Raw genomic sequence first — 15,202 nt, forward strand, 5'->3', positions numbered from 1 at the left:
CCGAACCGGATGTCGTACGACGACTCCGGGTGCATGACGCCGAGCAGGTACGCGCCCTCCTCCAGGACCTCGGCGCGCTGGGCCTTGGTGAGGTCGTCGAAGGGCTCGATGACGAGGGCGTCGTCGATGATCCGCCAGACGCCCGCGAGGAAGCCGTCGACGAGGAACGGGCAGTAGACGGTGTTCACCTGCCAGGTGCGGCCCCGGTTGGCGGGCGGGATCACCCGGGTGCGGTCGGCGTGGGAGAGCAGGAGGTTGTCGAACTCGGGCAGGAAGCGGGGCGGGGCCGGGGTGTCGGGGTCGGGGCGCGGGGCGTCGGGGAGGTCGAAGAGTTCGACGCCGTGGTCGTCGCGGAAGGTGACCAGCTCCGGGCGGAGCCGCTCGAAGACGGGGCGCATCCGGGTCAGACCGCACCAGGTCTGCAGGTCCTTCACGGAGGCGGGCCCGAAGGCGGCCAGATAGCGCAGGACGGTGGCGTCCGGTGAGGCGGGCGGCTCGACGGGGCGGCCCAGCCAGTGCTCGACGGTGGTCAGACGGACCTGGGCGCTCTTCCCCCACACTCCCCGCGGGGTGATCTGGACCAGCGGCAGCTTGCAGCGGGCGGCGATGGCGAGCGCCTGGGGATCGGCGTCCGGCCACTCGGCGCCCAGCGCCTCGCGCAGCTGCTTCATGGTGCGCGGCGTCTCTTCGACGAGGCCGCGGGCGAGGGTGGCGAGCCGGTCCAGGTCGACGCCGACGAGGCCCTTGCGGAAGATGTTGATCTCCCGGTCCCGGGCGGGCTGCACCAGCGGGCGCAGCGCGAGGCTGTCGTCGGCGGTGTGCAGATGGATGGTCGAGCGCATGCTGACGATCCGTACCGCCTCCCGCCGCTCCAGCAGCCCGGCGAGTTCCTCGGGCTTGAAGCCGTCGAGGCGGGCGGCGAGCGCGTAGTACGGCGGCTTGACCTCCTGGGCCTGGAGGCCGACCAGGTGCTCCACCGCCGCCTGCGCGGACATCGGGGTGCGGCGCAGCAGCAACTGCCGTTCCAGGGTGGCGCGGTTGAGGGCGCGGGTGCCGAGAACGGGGCCCGGGGCGGTCGTCGTCTTCGTCATGACCCGCACGTTAGTGGGGCTTGCGGACAGTCCGGGTCCGCAACTCTGGATCTCCTGTGCGGTGCCACGTATAACGTGCTCGGAGATCACTGGCGTCGGCCGAGGGGCAGCCACGATGTCGAAGCGCAACCGGAAGTCCGTCTGGCGCCGCGCCCTGACACCGCAGTCCGGTCCCCCGGGGCCCCCGCGGCAGCGGGCCGAGCCGCCCGCCCGCGAACCGGAACCGGCGAGCGTCGTCCGGGCGGTCCTGTACCGGGACGGCGTGCGCGTCTCCTCCCCCGCCACGCTCGCCGACACCTACCGCGAGCTGCGCGAACAGTCCTGCGGCATGGCCTGGATCGGCCTGGCCCGCCCGACCGGGTCCGAACTGCTCTCCCTGGCCGCGGAGTTCGACCTGCACCCGCTGGCCGTCGAGGACGCGATGGAGGCCCATCAGCGGCCGAAGCTGGAGCGCTACGGCGAGACGCTCTTCGTCGTCCTGCGCGCGGCCCGCTATCTCGACGCGGTGGAGGAGGTCGACTTCGGCGAGCTGCACGTGTTCGTCGGCCCCGACTTCGTGATCACGGTCCGCCATGGCGCGGCCCCCGATCTGTCGGCGGTCCGGCGCCGGATGGAGGAGACGCCGGAGCTGCTGAAGCGGGGTCCGGAGGCGGTGCTGTACGCGATCCTCGACGCGGTGGTCGACGGGTACGCGCCGGTCGTCGAGGGCGTGCAGAACGACATCGACGAGATCGAGACGGAGGTCTTCCGCGGCGACCCGGAGGTCTCCCGCCGCATCTACGAACTCTCCCGCGAGATGGTCGAGTTCCAGCGCGCCACCCGCCCCCTGGTCGGCATGCTGCACGGTCTGATGGCGGGCTTCGCGAAGTACGGCACGGACGAGGACCTGCAGACGTATCTGCGGGACGTCGCCGACCACGTCACGCACACCAGCGAGCGCGTGGACGGCTTCCGCCAGGCCCTGACCGAGATCCTCACGGTGAACGCGACCCTGGTCACCCAGCAGCAGAACGCGGAGATGCGGGCGCTGGCGGAGGCGGGGTTCGAGCAGAACGAGGAGATCAAGAAGATCTCGTCGTGGGCGGCGATCCTGTTCGCGCCGACGCTGGTCGGGACGATCTACGGCATGAACTTCGACCACATGCCGGAGCTGCACTGGCTGTTCGGGTATCCCTTCGCCATCGCCCTGATGGGAGTGGTGTGCACCAGCCTGTACGTCGTCTTCAAGCGGCGGGACTGGCTCTGACCGCTCGGGCCGGGCGCGGGCGCGTTGCGGCATTCGGGGGATCGTCGCCCGGTGCCGCAACCGCAGGCCCCCGCCCCGCGACTTCACCGGGTGACGGACACCCCGAGCGAGGGAGATCAGCGGTGAGTTCCTACGGCGACACACTCGTCCCGGCCCACGAGGTCTGGCCCATGTGCGACCAGTACGCCTCCCCTTACGACTTCGGCACCGGGCAGCCCGGCGGCGACTACCCGCTGCCGCCCCCCGACCCGGCCCAGCGCCTGAGCTTCCCGCTCAGCGCGGCCGACCACCGGCGCCTGGACCTGTACGCCGCGCTCACCGTCCGCGGCATCGCACCGGCCCCCGGCGACCAGCACGCCGTCGACACCATCAGCACCCTCGGCGACGAGGTGACGACGGCCGTCCTGCGCTGGGTCGCCGGGGCCACCGGTTGACGGCTCCCGGGGACCTTCAGCCCTGGACGGTCGAGGTGAGGCGGCGCAGCGCGGCCCGGGCCGGCGGGCCCCAGGTGGGCTTGCCGCCCGGCCGGCCGTGGACGCCCGCCTCCGCGATGAAGAGGCAGGCGAACGCCTTCAGCACCGCCCAGCCGCGCGCACGGCGTCGTGTCGCGGGGTCCGCGGTGGGCCGGTAGGCGGCGTGGAAGCGGTCGACGGCGCCGTCCGGCAGCAGGGTCCACGCGGCGGCGAGGTCGCAGGCCGGGTCGCCCGCGAAGAGGTCGCCGAAGTCGATCACGCCGCAGAACGTGCCGTCCGCGGTGAGGACGTTGGCCGGGTGCAGGTCGCCGTGGAGCCACAGTGGCGGGCCCGTCCACCCGGGCGCGGTGACGGCGTCCTCCCAGACCGCGCGGACGGCGTCCGGGTCGGGCAGCAGCCCCAGGTCGGTCGCCGAGGCGAGGCCCCGGGCGAACGGTTCGGCGTAGTCGGCGAGCGGGCCCCCGCGGTCGCGGCCGGCGGGCGCCCCTTCGGGGGCGGGCCGGTGCAGGGCCGTCAGGAAGGCGGCCAGCGAGTCGGCCGCCTCCGCGCCGCGCACGGCGGGGGCCCGGTCGGCGGGCGCGCCCGGTACCCAGGTGGTGACGGTCCAGGGCCGCGGGAACCGCTCGGAGGGCTCGCCGAACCGCTGCGGCACGGGGACCGGCAGCGGCAGCTCCGGGGCGAGGACGGGCAGCCACGCGTGCTCCTTGCGCAACAGCGCGTCCGCTGACCGGGTCGCCCAGGGCAACCGGACGGCGAGGTCGTCGCCGAGCCGCCACAGTTGGTTGTCCCAGCCCCGTGCTCCGAGCTCCACAGGCAGGCCGGCCAGATCGGGGTGCTGCGCGCGCAGCAGGTCCCGGATCAGCTCCGCGGTGATCTCGATATCGGTGTGGGTCATGCGGATCCACGGTAGTCGACCGTGGTGCGCGCCCCCGAGGGCTACTTGACGGCCCTCGCCACCAGCTCCCCGATCCGCGCCTCGTCCGCCGCCGTGAGCCCGGTCAGGGCGAAGGCGGTCGGCCACATGGTGTCCTCGTCGAGGCGCGCGGTGTCGTTGAAACCGAAGGTGGCGTACCGGGCGTTGAACTTCTGCGCGCTCTGGAAGAAGCAGACGACCTTGCCGTCCCTGGCGTAGGCGGGCATGCCGTACCAGAGCTTCGGCGCCAGTTCCGGGGCGCTCGCCCTGACGACGGCGTGGATGCGCTCGGCCATGACCCGGTCCGAGTCCTGCATCTCGGCGATCTTCGCGAGGACGGCGGCCTCGTCCTGGGCGGCCTTGTCGGCCTTCGTTCCGCGGCGGGCGGACGCCTTGACCTCCTTGGCGCGCTCCTTCATCGCGGCGCGCTCCTCGTCCGTCCACTGCTCGGACGCGGTGTTCTCGGAGTTCTTCGTGGACTGCTGCGTCTTCGTCATGTCGGTTTCCTTCCGGGGGTTCGTCAGGGGGTGGAGCTCTGGCGGGTGGTGGCGCCGAGCCGGTTGAGCAGGTTGGTGACGCCGGTCAGCAGGACCAGCGCGGCGAGCTGTGTCTCGTCGTAGTGGGTGGCGGCCCGGTCCCACACCTCGTCGCTGACCGCGTCGGGGCGGTCGGCCAGCCGGGTGGCGGACTCGGCCAGTTCCAGGGCCGCCCGCTGCGCCGGGGTGAAGTGCGGGGTGTCCCGCCAGGCGGTGAGGGTGAGCAGCCGTTCGTCGCTCACTCCGGCCGCGCGGGCCGTCCGGGTGCCGTCGTCGACGCCGGCCGCGCACCCGTTGATCTGGCTGATCCTCAGGCCCACCAGCTCCAGCGTCCGGGGGTCCACCCCGGCGGAGCGCACGGCCGTCAGGAGCTCCTGGAGGGGGCCGGCCGCGCCGGACAGGACGACGGCCGGGTTCCGCATGCGGGACCGCATCTGGCTCTCCTTCGCTGCCGGTTCGGTGCCCCGTTCCTCGGGGCGTGACTCCATGACAGCCCGGCTCGCGCCGCCGGGCCATGGCGGTGGGACACCGTGGGACAGTGAAACGGGGCTTGACCTGCGGCGAACGGGCTGGGAAGACTTCGCGCAGGGTGGGACGGACAGACGGGGGAACAGCGATGGACGTGTCCAAGGCGGATCCGCAGGAGGAGCTGGCGGCCCGGCTGCGCCTGCTCCAGGAGCTCTCCGGGCTCGGCGTCCGGGCGCTCGCGCGCGACACCGGACTGAGCTCGTCGTCGCTGTCGCGGTACCTCAACGGCCGTACACCGCCGCCCTGGCCCGCGGTCGTCGCCCTGTGCCGGCTCGTCAAACGCGACCCGCGGCCGCTGCGCGCGCTGTGGGAGCGGGCCTCCCAGCCGCTGCCGGCACCGCCCATGAGCAGCCGTCAGGTCCGGCCCGAGCCGCGCAACACACTGCCGCGCGACGTCCCCGACTTCACCGGGCGCGAGGAGGCGCTGGCCGCCGTGCTCGCGGGGGTGGACAGCCACCGGGCGGTCTCCGTCGACGGCATGGCGGGCGTCGGCAAGTCCTCGCTCGCGGTGCACGCGGCGCACCGGCTGGCCGCCCGCTTCCCGGACGCCCAGCTCTATGTCGACCTGCACGGGTTCACCGAGGGCCGGCCCCCGCTCGACCCGGACTCGGCGCTGCGGATGCTGCTCGGCGCGCTGGACGTCCCCTCCGAGCGGGTCCCGCAGCAGGGGCTGGAGCAACTGGCCGCCTGCTGGCGGGCGGAGCTGGCCGGGCGGCGCGCCGTCGTGGTCCTCGACAACGCCGCCGACGCCGAGCAGGTCCGTCCGCTGCTGCCGGGCGCCGGGGAGTCCGTCGCCCTGATCACCAGCCGCAACCGGCTGCTCGGCCTGGACGAGGTTCCCCCGGTCTCGCTCGATGTGCTCAGTGCCGAGGAGAGCCTGGAACTGCTGGCCCGGGCGGGCGGCGACCCGGGCGGCCCCGACAGCAGGCTGGGCCGTGACCCGGAGTCCGCCGCCGAGGTGCTGCGGCTGTGCGGCCGGCTGCCGCTGGCCCTGCGGCTGGCCGGGGCCCGGCTGCGGCACCGGCCGGGCTGGACCGTGGGCATCCTGGTCGAGCGGCTGGCCGAGGGCACGGACGAGTTCGACACCGCGCTCGCCATGTCCGTACGGCAGTTGGAGCGGCCGCACGCCCGGCTGTTCCGGATGCTGGGGCTGCTGCCCGGGGCGTCCTTCGACGAGTACCTGGTGGCCGCGCTGGCGGACGTCCCGGTGCGCACCGCGCGGGCGATGCTGGAGGACCTGGTCGACGCGCATCTGGTCCAGCAGCCGGTGCCGGGCGGCTACCGCCTGCACGACCTGGTGCACCAGCACGCGCGCCGCGCCTCGGCGCAGCAGGACCCGGCGGCCGAGCGGGAACGCGCCCTGGTGCGGGTGCTGGACTACTACGTCCACGCGGCGGCCGCCGCCGATGCCGCGATGCCGTTCGTGTCCCCCGCCCGCCCGGTCGCGGCGGGCCCGGCCCCGGCGGAACTGCCCCGGTTCGCGGACAAGAACGCGGCCATGGGCTGGCTCGTCGCGGAGTACGGCAACCTGATCGCCGCGTTCGAGACGGCGGCGGCCGTCGGGCTGGACGTCCATGTGTGCGAGCTGCCGCGCTTCTTGCGGGCGTACTTCGCTCGGCGCTGCGGCACGACCCACCTCAACGTCCTCTTCGAGCGGTCGCTGGCCGCCGCCGAGCGGCTGGGCGATCCGCTGCGGCTGGCGGAGGCGTACAGCGATCTGGGCTTCGCGCGCCACAACGCGGGCCGGACGGCGGAGGCGTGCGAGGCGTACGAGGCGGCCGCGCTGCGGGTGGCCGAGGCGGGGGACGCCCGGGCGGAGGCGGAACTGACGCTGCGCCGCGGCTATCTCGCCTGGGACGCCGGGCAGGTCGAGGAGCCGCTGGAGCTGTTCCGGCGGGCGGCGACGTCGTACGCCGACGCCGGCTGCCCCGAGGGTGCCGCGCACGCCGCCGCCGCGGAGGCCTGGGCCCTGCTGCAGCTGGGGCATCGCGAACAGGCGGCGCGGCTGGCCCGGGAGGTGCTCGGCGTCCCGCACACCGACCCGGCGTGGCCGCCCGCGCTGACCGCCCGGATCACCCTGGGGGTGGCCCTGGCCCGGGAGGCCCCGCAGGAGGCGGCGGGGCAGCTGCAACGGGCGCTGGAGTCGGCGCGCGAGGACGGCCATCTGCACAACCAGGCCTGGTGTCTGAACTGCCTGGGTGTGGCCCTGCGCCAGATGGGCCGGTACGACGAGGCGCTGGCCGGCCACCGGGCGGCGTTCGCGCTCCTCGACGAGCTGTTCGAGGAGCACTGGAAGATCCATTTCCTCAACGGGTACGCCGAGACGTGCCGTCTGGCCGGGCTGGACGAAGAGGCCCTGAGCCTGCACCGGCAGGCCCTGGAGCTGGGCCCGAGGCTGGGCAACCGCCATCAGGAGGCCCTGGCCCACGAGGGCATCGCAGCCGTTCTCGACGCGACCGATCCGGCCGCCGCGGCCGAGCACCGGGAGGCGAGCCGGACACTCCTGGCACAGCAGGCCGTCGGGACCCGCTGAGGCCCCCTCCGCCCGTGCGCGGGCATCGCGGAACGACTATACATCACGTGTATACACGCGACGTATAGTCTCGGCATGCCTTCTCCGACCAAGAAGATGAAGAAAACGGGGGCCGCGTTCCTCGCCGCCACGATGATGTCCGCCGTCGTCACGCTGACCGGCTGCACACGTCTCGAGACCGTCTCACCGGCCGACGTCCGGGCCGGCGCCACCGCCGCCCGGGCCGGCACCGTCGACTGCGAGAAGGTCAAGTGCATCGCGCTGACCTTCGACGCCGGGCCCAGCGAGAACTCGCCCCGGCTGCTGGACATCCTGGAGGAGGAGCAGGTCCCCGCGACCTTCTTCCTGCTCGGCAAGCGGCACATCGAGAAGTACCCGCAGCTGGTGCGGCGGATGGCCGCGGAGGGGCACGAGGTGGCCAGCCACACCTGGACCCACCGGATCCTCACCGACCTTGAACCGGACGAGATACGCGAGGAGTTGGAGCGCCCGAACGAGGAGATAGAGCGCCTGACCGGGCACCGCCCGGCCCTGATGCGCCCGCCCCAGGGCCGCACGGACGACACCGTGCACGAGATCTGCCGGGAGCTGGGGCTCGCGGAAGTGCTGTGGAGCGTGACCGCGAAGGACTACAAGACCAACGACTCGGCCCTGATCCGTGAGCGGGTCCTCGATCAGTCGGACCGGGACGGGATCATCCTGCTGCACGACATCTACGCCGGCACGGTGCCCGCGGTGCCCGGAATCATCAAGGACCTCAAGAAGCAGGGGTACGTGTTTGTGACCGTGCCGCAGCTGCTGGCGCCGGGCAAGGCCGAGCCCGGCAAGGTCTACCGCTGACCCACCGGCCCCCGGAGCGCGGGCGCGCCGTATACGAGCACGCCGTTGATCAGGCCCGTTGTCTAACATCAGGCGGTGGTCAACTTCGAGCTCGAACGCACGGCGCCGCTGTCCCTCGACGAGGCCTGGCGCCGCCTCACCGAGTGGCCCCGCCACGGGGAGGTGGTCCCGCTGACCCGCGTCACCGTGGTCACGCCCGGCCCGAACCGGCAGGGCACGGTGTTCGTGGCGCGTTCAGGCCTCGGCCCGCTCGCCGTCGACGACCGGATGGAGGTCACCGTGTGGCGGCCGCCGGCCGAGGACGTGCCCGGGCTGTGCCGACTGGAGAAGCGGGGCCGGGTGGTGCTGGGCTGGGCGGAGATCGAGGTGCGCCCGGGCCCCGGCGGGCGGGCGCGGGTGGTGTGGCGCGAGGAGTTGCGGGTCCGGCTGCTTCCCGGGCTCTTCGACCGGCCGCTGCGGGCGGCGGGGCGGTGGATGTTCGGGCGGGCCGCGAACCGCCTGCTGCGCGGCGCCTGAGACCTGCCTGACAGACTGGGGCCATGATCTCAAACAGAGCCGCGGGACCGGCAGTTGACGAGGTGGAGGAGCTCGTGGCGGACGCGCTGCGCGGGCTCCTCGCCCAGGCGCGGGAGGTGGGCGACGGCGGCCTCGGCTGGCCGGTGCGTCCCTCCGACGAGGCACCGGACCCGATGTTCTACAACGGCACCGCCGGCATCGTCCCCGTCCTGCTGGAAGCCTGGCGGCACTTCGGCGACGACGCCTGTGCCGACGCCGCCCTGCGCGCCGCCCGGGGACTGGCCGCGGCCGTCGAGGAGACCGAGGACTGCTCCCTGTACTTCGGGCTCACCGGGATGGCGCTCGCGCTGCGGGCCGTCGCCGACGAGCTGGGCGACCGTGCCGCCGCCGACGCCGCGGACCGGGCCATGGCGCAGGTCCGGGCCCGCTTCGACGGGACGCGCTGGGGCGAGCTGTTCGAGCTGATGGGCGGCAACGCCGGGATCGCCCTCGGCGCGCTGGCGCTCGGGGACCCGGAGTTCGCCGTGCGGGCCGTGGAGCCGTACCTCGGCACGGCGGAGCGGACCGCGGCCGGTGTGCGGTGGGCGTTCCGGCCCGGCGTGCCGGGGCGGATGCACCACATCTCGCACGGCACGCTCGGCATCGCCCTCGCACCGGCCGTGATCGGCGTCGCAGCCGGCCGCGCGGACCTCGTCGACCTGGCGCTGGCGGGGGTCGCGGACGTCGTCTCCCGGGACGAGGCGGGCCCCGACGGCTTCCTGGTCCCGCACTCCGACCCGCCGCACGGCGGGGACCGGGCGGCCCGGTACGCCTACGGCTGGTGCCACGGTCCGGCCGGGGACGCCCAGGCGTTCCGGCTGCTGCGGGACGCCTTCGACGACTCCGCCTGGTCGGCGCTGGCCGACCGCTGCTGGCACTCCGTCACCGGCTCGGGGCTGCCCGCGCGGACGAGTCCCGGTTTCTGGGACAACAACGGCCGCTGCTGCGGCACCGCCGGGGTCCTGGCGCTGGCCTGCGACCGGATCGCCGAGCGGGGCGACGCCCCGGAGTTCGCCGGGATCCTGGTCGCGGATCTCGCCGCCCGCGCGACCCGGGACGCGGACGGCGCCCACTGGTCGAACACCGAGCACCGGGCCACCCCGAGCGCGCTGGAGCCGGAGACCGGCTGGGCGATGGGCACCGCGGGCATCGCGCGTGAACTGCTGCGCTGGGTACGGCTGAGCCGGGGCGGTGCCCCGGACTACGCGTTCGCCTGGCCGGACCAGTCGGCCGTCCTCCGGGACCGGGCTCAGGCCACCGAGCCGATGCGTCCGGCGGGGGCCGGGGCCGTGTCGTGATGGATGGGCGTGTGGGCGCCGGTCAGTGAGGCCCCGCTGCCGCCGCGCCGGTTCGCGACGATCTCGGCGGCGATCGACAGTGCGGTCTCCTCGGGCGTACGGGCGCCGAGGTCGAGGCCGATCGGGGACCGCAGCCGGGCCAGTTCCAGTTCGGTGACGCCGACGTCGCGCAGCCGCTCGTTGCGTTCCAGGTGGGTGCGGCGCGAGCCCATCGCGCCGACGTAGGCGACCGGCAGGCGCAGGGCGAGCCGGAGCAGGGGTACGTCGAACTTGGCGTCGTGGGTGAGCACGCACAGGACCGTGCGCGCGTCGACGCGGGTGCGTTCCAGGTACTGGTGCGGCCACTCGACGACGATCTCGTCGGCCTCGGGGAAGCGGGCGCGGGTCGCGAAGACGGGCCGGGCGTCGCACACCGTGACGTGGTAGCCGAGGAACTTGCCGATCCGCACCAGCGCGGAGGCGAAGTCGATCGCCCCGAAGACGATCATCCGGGGCGGCGGGACCGAGGACTCCACCAGCACCGTGAGCGGTGCTCCGCAACGGGAGCCCTGCTCCCCGATCTCCAGGGTGCCGGTGCGGCCGGCGTCCAGGTGGGCGGCCGCCTCGGCGGCGACGGTGCGGTCCAGCTCGGGATGGGCGCCGAAGCCGCCCCGCGGCGAGTCGCCGCCGGGCCGGACGAGCAGGGCCCGGCCCATCAGTTCGGCGGGGCCCGACACGATCCGTGCCACGGCCGCCGCCTCACCGCGGGCGGCGGCGGCCAGCGCCGCGCCGAGCACCGGGCGGGCCGGATCGGCGGCCCGCACCGGGGTGACCAGGATGTCGATGACGCCGCCGCAGGTCAGGCCCACGGCGAAGGCGTCCTCGTCGCTGTAGCCGAAGCGCTCCAGGACGGTGTCGCCGTCCTGGAGGGCCTGCCGGCACAGTTCGTAGACGGCGCCCTCCACGCAGCCGCCGGAGACCGAGCCGATCGCCGTGCCGTCGGTGTCCACCGCGAGCGCGGCGCCGGGCTGGCGGGGGGCGCTGCCTCCGACCGCGACCACGGTGGCCACGGCGAAGTCACGTCCCTGCTCGACCCACCGGTGCAGTTCTTCGGCGATGTCCAGCATCTCTCGGTCTCCTTGGGGCGGTGGTGTGCAGGGCTGCCGGCTAGTGGACGCCGAGCCAGCTCTCGATCGGGTTGAGGGCGAAGAACACCAGGAAGATCACCGTCAGGGCCCACATGAACACCCCGATCTCGCGGACCTTGCCCTGGGCGGTCTTGATCGCGACGTACGAGATGACGCCGGCGGCGACACCCGCGGTGATGGAGTAGGTGAACGGCATGATCACGACGGTCAGGAAGACCGGGATGGCGGTGGCGCGGTCGCTCCAGTCCACGTGCCGGGCGTTCATCATCATCATGGCGCCGATGACGACCAGGGCGGCGGCGGCGACCTCCCCGGGCACGATCGCCGTGAGCGGGGTGAAGAAGAGACACGCCGCGAAGAACAGGCCGGTGACGACCGAGGACAGGCCCGTGCGGGCGCCCTCGCCGACGCCGGTCGCCGACTCCACGAAGACGGTCTGGCCGGAGGCGCCGGAGACGCCGCCGATCGCGCCGCCCGCGCCGTCGATGAACAGCGCCTTGGACAGGCCCGGCATCCGGCCCTTGTCGTCGGCGAGCTTGGCCTCGGTGCCGACGCCGATGATGGTGGCCATCGCGTCGAAGAACCCGGCGAGCACCAGCGTGAAGACGATCATGCCGACCGTCATCGCGCCGACCTCGCCCCAGCCGCCGAACTCGACGTCACCGAAGATGGAGAAGTCCGGCATGGAGACCGCGCTGCCGTGCAGTTCGGGAGCGCCGCTCGCCCACTGCTTGGGGTCGATGACGTCGAACGCGTTGAGGACGACGGCGAGGAGCGTGCCGCCGACGATGCCGATCAGGATCGCGCCGGGGATGCCCCGGGCCTGGAGCATGAAGATGCCGAGCAGGGTGACGGCGAACAGCAGGACGGGCCAGCCGGCCAGTTCGCCGGTCGGGCCGAGGGCGACCGGGGTCGCCTCGCCCTGGTGCACGAAGCCGGCCTTGTAGAAGCCGATCAGGGCGACGAACAGGCCGATGCCCATGGTGATCGCGTGCTTGAGCGCCAGCGGGATCGCGTTCATGATCATCTCGCGCAGGCCGGTGACGACCAGCAGCATGATGATCACGCCGTACATCACGCACATTCCCATGGCCTGCGGCCAGGTCATCTGCGGGGCGACCTGCGAGGCGAGGACGCCGGAGACGGAGAGGCCGGCGGCCAGGGCCAGCGGCACCTTGCCGAAGAAGCCCATCAGCAGCGTGGTGAGGGCCGCCGCGAACGCGGTGGCGGTGATCAGGGCCTGCTGCCCGAGGGTGTTCCCCGCCGCGTCCTTGCCGGACAGGATCAGGGGGTTGAGCAGCAGGATGTACGCCATCGCCATGAAGGTCGTGACGCCGCCGCGCACTTCACGCGCGACCGAGGAGCCTCTCCTGGATATGTGAAAGTACCGGTCGAGCCAAGACCGTCCGGCCGGGACGAGGGTGCCTTCACCCGCGTCGTCGGCAACGGTCTTCGGCTCCAGTGACTGCTGGGTCATGTGGGCCTACTCCCAAGGTTCAAAGGGGCACCCGCATCGACAACCGCTCCTGCGGCTGCGGGATTTGGGAAGGTGCTTCGGCCGCACGACCCGGGGGACGGCCCGAGACGAACGATCTGGGTACTCCGGGCGGCGCGGCGAAGTGTGACGTTCCCGGCGCCGCCCGGAGAGACTTGCGGCGTGTGCCTACGCCGTACCGGTGAGGTGCTCCGGACGGACCGGCGTGCGGTTGAGCTCCAGCCCGGTCGCCGCGCGGATGGCCGCGAGCACGGCCGGCGTGGACGACAGGGTGGGGGCCTCGCCGATGCCGCGCAGCCCGTACGGGGCGTGGTCGTCGGCGAGTTCGAGCACGTCGACCGGGATGATCGGCGTGTCGAGAATCGTGGGGAGCAGGTAGTCCGTGAAGGAGGGGTTGCGGACCTTCGCGGTCACGGGATCGACGACGATCTCCTCCATCACCGCGACGCCCATGCCCTGCAGCGTGCCGCCCTGGATCTGACCGAGGACGGACAGCGGGTTGAGGGCCTTGCCGACGTCCTGGGCGCAGGCCAGCTCGATCACCTTGACCAGGCCGAGCTCGGTGTCCACCTCGACCACCGCGCGGTGCGCGGCGAAGGAGTACTGGACATGGCCGTTGCCCTGGCCGGTGCGCAGGTCGAAGGGCTCGGTCGGGCGGTGCCGCCACTCGGCCTCCACCTCGACGGACTCCCCTTCGAGGACGTCCACCAGATCGGCGAGGACCTCGCCGCCGTCGGTGACGACCTTGCCGCCCTCCAGCAGCAGCTCCGCGGTGGCCCAGGCGGGGTGGTAGGAGCCGAACTTGCGGCGCCCGATCTCCAGGACCTTCTCGCGGACGAGCTCGCAGGAGTTCTTCACGGCGCCGCCGGTGACGTACGTCTGGCGCGACGCGGAGGTCGAACCGGCGCTGCCCACCTGGGTGTCGGCGGGGTGGATGGTGACCTGGGCGACGCCCAGCTCGGTGCGGGCGATCTGCGCGTGGACGGTGACGCCGCCCTGGCCGACCTCCGCCATCGCGGTGTGCACGGTGGCGACCGGCTCGCTGCCGACGACCTCCATGCGCACCTTGGCGGTGGAGTAGTCGTCGAAGCCCTCGGAGAAGCCGACGTTCTTGATGCCGACCGCGTAGCCGACCCCGCGGACGACGCCCTCGCCGTGCGTGGTGTTGGACAGACCGCCCGGCAGCTGCCGTACGTCCGCGCCCTCGCTGGACTCCCACTGGCGCTCCGGCGGCATGGGCATCGCCTTGACGCGGCGCAGCAGTTCGGCAACCGGGGCCGGCGAGTCGACCGGCTGTCCGGTGGGCATGAGCGTGCCCTGCTCCATGGCGTTGAGCTGCCGGAACTCCACCGGGTCCATACCCAGCTCCGCGGCCAGCTTGTCCATCTGCGCCTCGTAGGCGAAGCACGCCTGGACCGCGCCGAAGCCGCGCATGGCGCCGCAGGGCGGGTTGTTGGTGTAGAGGGCGACGGCCTCGATGTCCACGTCGTCGATCACGTACGGGCCGACGGACAGGGAGGAGGCGTTGCCGACGACCGCCGGGGAGGCCGACGCGTAGGCGCCGCCGTCCAGGACGATCCGGCACTTCATGTGCGTCAGCTTGCCGTCCCTGGTGGCGCCGTGCTCGTAGGTGAGCTTCGCCGGGTGGCGGTGGACGTGCCCGAAGAAGGACTCGAAGCGGTTGTAGACGATCTTGACGGGCTTGCCGGTGCGCAGCGCCAGCAGACAGGCGTGGATCTGCATCGACAGGTCCTCGCGCCCGCCGAACGCGCCGCCCACGCCCGCCAGCGTCATCCGCACCTTCTCCTCGGGCAGGCCGAGCACGGGCGCGATCTGGCGCAGGTCGGAGTGGAGCCACTGGGTGGCGATGTAGAGGTGGACGCCGCCGTCCTCCTCCGGCACCGCGAGCCCGGACTCCGGGCCGAGGAAGGCCTGGTCCTGCATGCCGAAGGTGTACTCGCCCCGGACGATGACGTCGGCCCGCTTCGCGGCCTCGTCGGCGTTGCCGCGGACGATCGGCTGGCGGTGCACGATGTTCGGGTGCGGGACATGGCCGCTGTGGTGGTCGTCGCGGCCCTCGTGGACCAGGATCGCGTCCGGCGCGGTCGCGGAGGCCTCGTCGGTGATGACCGGCAGGTCGCGGTACTCGACGTGGATCTTCGCGGCGGCGCGGCGCGCGGTCTCCGGGTGGTCGGCGGCGACGATCGCCACCGGCTCGCCGTGGTGGCGCACCTTGCCGTGGGCGAGAACCGGGGTGTCCTGGATCTCCAGGCCGTAGTTCTTCACGTCGGTCGGCAGGTCGTCGTAGGTCAGGACGGCGTAGACGCCGGGCGTGGCGAGGGCCTGGCTGGTGTCGATGGACACGATCTCGGCGTGGGCGACCGGGGAGCGCAGGATCTGGCCCCAGAGCATGTCCTCGTGCCACATGTCGGAGGAGTACGCGAACTCTCCGGTGACCTTGAGGGTGCCGTCCGGGCGGAGCGTGGACTCGCCGATGCCGCCCTTGGTCGGGGAGCCCTGGGTGACCTTGGTGGGAGCACCAAGGGGAGCGCCGTTGCTGGGCATCG

At 73.1% G+C, this 15,202-nt stretch carries 13 protein-coding genes; 6 read left to right on the forward strand and 7 right to left on the reverse strand.

Annotation, left to right across the window (positions count from 1 at the left end; all coding sequences use genetic code 11):
* The coding region (locus M8H82_RS34470) for a winged helix DNA-binding domain-containing protein (RefSeq protein WP_250079348.1) at positions 1-1,091 on the reverse strand (1,091 nt) is incomplete at its 3' end.
* 115 nt (positions 1,092-1,206) lie between these two features.
* Between M8H82_RS34470 and M8H82_RS34475 the strand changes: the two genes are divergently transcribed.
* Together M8H82_RS34475 and M8H82_RS34480 are read left to right on the forward strand one after the other, a co-directional pair.
* Positions 1,207-2,337: a magnesium and cobalt transport protein CorA gene (locus M8H82_RS34475; protein ID WP_250079351.1), complete on the forward strand. Its 1,131-nt coding sequence runs from the start codon at positions 1,207-1,209 to the stop codon at positions 2,335-2,337.
* A 122-nt stretch (positions 2,338-2,459) separates the two neighbouring features.
* Complete coding sequence (locus tag M8H82_RS34480) at positions 2,460-2,771, forward strand: hypothetical protein (RefSeq protein ID WP_250079353.1); 312 nt, start codon at positions 2,460-2,462, stop codon at positions 2,769-2,771.
* 16 nt (positions 2,772-2,787) lie between these two features.
* Here the strand turns inward: M8H82_RS34480 and M8H82_RS34485 are convergent, their stop codons facing one another.
* From M8H82_RS34485 to M8H82_RS34495, 3 genes are read right to left on the reverse strand one after another with little or no spacing between them, the layout of a single operon-like run.
* A complete protein-coding gene (locus tag M8H82_RS34485) occupies positions 2,788-3,705 on the reverse strand; it encodes an aminoglycoside phosphotransferase family protein (protein WP_250079354.1) in 918 nt (305 codons plus the stop codon).
* Positions 3,706-3,746: 41 nt separating this feature from the next.
* A complete protein-coding gene (locus M8H82_RS34490) occupies positions 3,747-4,220 on the reverse strand; it encodes an iron chaperone (protein WP_250079356.1) in 474 nt (157 codons plus the stop codon).
* A gap of 23 nt (positions 4,221-4,243) precedes the next feature.
* The gene (locus M8H82_RS34495; protein ID WP_250079358.1) at positions 4,244-4,693 is read right to left on the reverse strand and encodes a carboxymuconolactone decarboxylase family protein; all 450 of its coding nucleotides are present in this window, start codon (positions 4,691-4,693) and stop codon (positions 4,244-4,246) included.
* Between the two features lie 182 nt (positions 4,694-4,875).
* Here M8H82_RS34495 and M8H82_RS34500 point away from each other — a divergent pair, with 182 nt between their 5' ends.
* The 4 genes from M8H82_RS34500 to M8H82_RS34515 all read left to right on the forward strand — a co-directional run bounded on the left by M8H82_RS34500 (position 4,876) and on the right by M8H82_RS34515 (position 10,013).
* The gene (locus tag M8H82_RS34500; RefSeq protein ID WP_250079360.1) at positions 4,876-7,320 is read left to right on the forward strand and encodes a helix-turn-helix domain-containing protein; all 2,445 of its coding nucleotides are present in this window, start codon (positions 4,876-4,878) and stop codon (positions 7,318-7,320) included.
* A gap of 75 nt (positions 7,321-7,395) precedes the next feature.
* On the forward strand, positions 7,396-8,160 hold the full coding sequence (locus M8H82_RS34505; protein WP_374211737.1) for a polysaccharide deacetylase family protein: 765 nt from the start codon (positions 7,396-7,398) through the stop codon (positions 8,158-8,160).
* 75 nt (positions 8,161-8,235) lie between these two features.
* On the forward strand, positions 8,236-8,676 hold the full coding sequence (locus tag M8H82_RS34510; RefSeq protein WP_250079362.1) for an SRPBCC family protein: 441 nt from the start codon (positions 8,236-8,238) through the stop codon (positions 8,674-8,676).
* A gap of 23 nt (positions 8,677-8,699) precedes the next feature.
* Positions 8,700-10,013: a lanthionine synthetase LanC family protein gene (locus tag M8H82_RS34515; RefSeq protein WP_250079365.1), complete on the forward strand. Its 1,314-nt coding sequence runs from the start codon at positions 8,700-8,702 to the stop codon at positions 10,011-10,013.
* Here M8H82_RS34515 and M8H82_RS34520 read toward each other — a convergent pair.
* The 3 genes from M8H82_RS34520 to M8H82_RS34530 all read right to left on the reverse strand — a co-directional run bounded on the left by M8H82_RS34520 (position 9,965) and on the right by M8H82_RS34530 (position 15,200).
* Positions 9,965-11,119 carry an XdhC family protein gene (locus M8H82_RS34520; RefSeq protein ID WP_250079367.1) on the reverse strand — a complete coding sequence of 385 codons (1,155 nt, stop codon included), beginning with the start codon at positions 11,117-11,119 and terminating at the stop codon, positions 9,965-9,967. The genes M8H82_RS34515 and M8H82_RS34520 overlap by 49 nt on opposite strands.
* 40 nt (positions 11,120-11,159) lie before the next feature.
* Positions 11,160-12,617 (reverse strand): NCS2 family permease, encoded by a 1,458-nt coding sequence (locus tag M8H82_RS34525; protein ID WP_250079369.1) that lies wholly within the window; start codon positions 12,615-12,617, stop codon positions 11,160-11,162.
* A gap of 186 nt (positions 12,618-12,803) precedes the next feature.
* Positions 12,804-15,200, reverse strand: a complete 2,397-nt coding sequence (locus M8H82_RS34530) for a xanthine dehydrogenase family protein molybdopterin-binding subunit (RefSeq protein WP_250079371.1) — start codon at positions 15,198-15,200, stop codon at positions 12,804-12,806.
* Between the last annotated feature and the right edge of the window lie 2 nt (positions 15,201-15,202).

This window comes from Streptomyces sp. YS415, assembly GCF_023544665.1.
In the GTDB taxonomy this organism is placed as follows: domain Bacteria; phylum Actinomycetota; class Actinomycetes; order Streptomycetales; family Streptomycetaceae; genus Streptomyces.